The organism is Mycobacterium sp. (assembly GCF_049280035.1).
Taxonomy (GTDB): Bacteria; Actinomycetota; Actinomycetes; order Mycobacteriales; family Mycobacteriaceae; genus Mycobacterium.
In genome coordinates, this window is record NZ_JBAPPI010000010.1 from 1 (window position 1) to 2,066 (window position 2,066).

Sequence of the window (2,066 nt, forward strand, 5' to 3'; positions counted from 1 at the left end):
CCCAGCCCGGCGACCAGTGGCGGCTGTCCAGCCCGCACGGCGGCTTACAGGTCGACCGCGATGGTGGCGACGTGCTGATGGTGGCGGGCAGCACCGGGCTGGCGCCGCTGCGCTCGATCGTCATGGATCTCACCCGCTGGGGCGTGAACCCGCGAGTGCACATGTTCTTCGGCGGCCGCTACCCATGCGAGCTCTACGACCTGCCCACGTTGTGGCAGATCGCCACACACAATCCCTGGCTGTCGGTGACACCGGTCTCCGAGCACGACGGCGACCCCGCCTGGGCCGCCGACTATCCCGATGTGACGCCGCCGCGCGGACTGCATCTGCGTCAGACCGGCAGGCTGATGGACGTCGTCACCAAATACGGCGGCTGGGGCGACCGGCAGATCCTGATCTGCGGTGGACCGGAGATGGTGCGCGCCACCAAGGCCGCGCTGATCGCTAAAGGGGCGTCGCCGGAGCGCGTCCAGCACGACCCGCTCTACAGCTAACCTTGCGTCGTGCACATCGTCACTTTGCGCGACCCGTCATCAAATCTCGAGGCCCAGTTCGTTCCGGACGCCGGCATGATCGGCGTCTCATTGACCGACGCGGGCGTCCAACTGCTCAGCCAGCGCCGCGGTCTGGCCGCCTATCTGGCCGACGGCAAAACGATGGGCATACCGATCCTGTACCCATGGGCAAATCGACTGGGCGCCAACACTTATACAGCGGAAGGCGCGACGGTCACGCTGACGCCCGGGCGCAACGGAGTGCGAGCCGATCCCAACGGACTGCCGATCCACGGTGTGCTGGCCGGCTATCCGGGTTGGCGGGTACGGGCCGAGTCGGCGAACGAGCTGACCGCTGAAGTGGACTTCGGCGCCGATCCAGAATTGCTGGCCAGCTTTCCGTTTCCACATCTGCTGGCGGTGACGGTGCGGCTCGCCGAACAGACGCTGACCGTGCGCACCGCCGTGACCCCCACCGGAGACAAGGCAGTTCCGCTGTGCTTCGGTTTCCACCCGTACCTGCAGCTGCCCGGGTTGTCGCGCGACCAGTGGATCATCGAGACCCCACCGCTGCGGCATCTGAAGCTCGACGGGCAGGGATTGCCGACCGGCGAGGCGACGCCGCAACCGGAGATCACCGAACCGTTGGGCGACAAGGCTTTTGACGACGGCTACGACGAGGTCGGCGACGGCGCCGTGTTCGCGGTGTCCGGCGGCGGCCACCGTCTCGAGGTGCACTTCGACCAGGGGTATCCGACCGCGCAGATCTTCGCGCCGCTGAGCGAAGACGTGGTGTGCTTCGAGCCGATGACGGCGCCCACCGATGCGCTATGCCGCGGCGGCTATCAGTCAGCGCGCCCGGGCGAGTCGGCGGTCGCTCAGTTTTCGATCCGGGTCGGCTGATCACCGAGCGTGAAACTGTGGCGAGAATTCCGCGATTTTTTCGCCGTGGATTCACACTGGGCGCAGGCCCGCACTCGCCGAGAGTTAGCGCCGCGGCTGCCAGACCACCACTGCGGTGCTCTTGGGCACCACCGCGACGTCGCGCCGCTGGTTGGCCCGCAGCGCCTCGATCTCGGCGGCCATCTCGGCCAGCCGTGACTGTAGCGCCGCGACCTGGTTGGTCAGTTCGATAATGCGTTTGATCCCAGCCAGATTGACGCCCTCATCATGGGACAGCCGTTGCACTTCGCGCAGCAGCTCGACGTCGTGCTCCGAATAACGGCGTCCACCACCGGAACTGCGGCGGGGGCTGACCAGCCCGAGCCGGTCGTAGGTACGCAGCGTCTGCGCATGCATACCGGCCAGCTCGGCGGCTACCGAGATCAAAAACGTTCGGGCTTCGTCTTTCTTGGCCATCAGCGATTACCTGCCCATCCGGCCCGCGGGTCGAAACCACTGGACCGTTCTGCAACGGCATAGGCCTCCAGCGCTTCTTTCGCGGCGCCTTCCAGGTTCGGCGGGACCGAGACTTTCACAGTGACCAGCAGGTCACCCTGACCGCCCGAACGCTTGGGCACACCTCGGCCGCGCACCCGCAGGATCCGACCGTCGGTAGTCCCCTTGGGCACC

3 protein-coding genes and 1 pseudogene are annotated in these 2,066 nt (G+C 66.8%); 2 read left to right on the top strand and 2 right to left on the bottom strand.

Annotated elements, in window-relative coordinates:
* Together WAN71_RS00330 and WAN71_RS00335 are read left to right on the top strand one after the other, a co-directional pair.
* A pseudogene (locus WAN71_RS00330) lies at positions 1-494 on the top strand (2-polyprenylphenol hydroxylase); the annotation flags it as partial.
* 9 nt (positions 495-503) lie between these two features.
* Positions 504-1,397, top strand: a complete 894-nt coding sequence (locus WAN71_RS00335) for an aldose 1-epimerase (RefSeq protein ID WP_422223424.1) — start codon at positions 504-506, stop codon at positions 1,395-1,397.
* Positions 1,398-1,481: 84 nt separating this feature from the next.
* Here WAN71_RS00335 and WAN71_RS00340 read toward each other — a convergent pair whose 3' ends face one another.
* A complete protein-coding gene (locus WAN71_RS00340; protein ID WP_422223425.1) occupies positions 1,482-1,853 on the bottom strand; it encodes a heat shock protein transcriptional repressor HspR in 372 nt (123 codons plus the stop codon).
* Positions 1,853-2,066: DnaJ C-terminal domain-containing protein (locus WAN71_RS00345; RefSeq protein ID WP_422223426.1), on the bottom strand; the 214-nt coding region annotated here is incomplete at its 5' end. The genes WAN71_RS00345 and WAN71_RS00340, both read right to left, overlap by 1 nt.

Bases quoted from the DNA above. Each gene is read 5' to 3' on its own strand.
- WAN71_RS00340 (WP_422223425.1), bottom strand. From the start codon at position 1,853: ATGGCCAAGAAAGACGAAGCCCGAACGTTTTTGATCTCGGTAGCCGCC.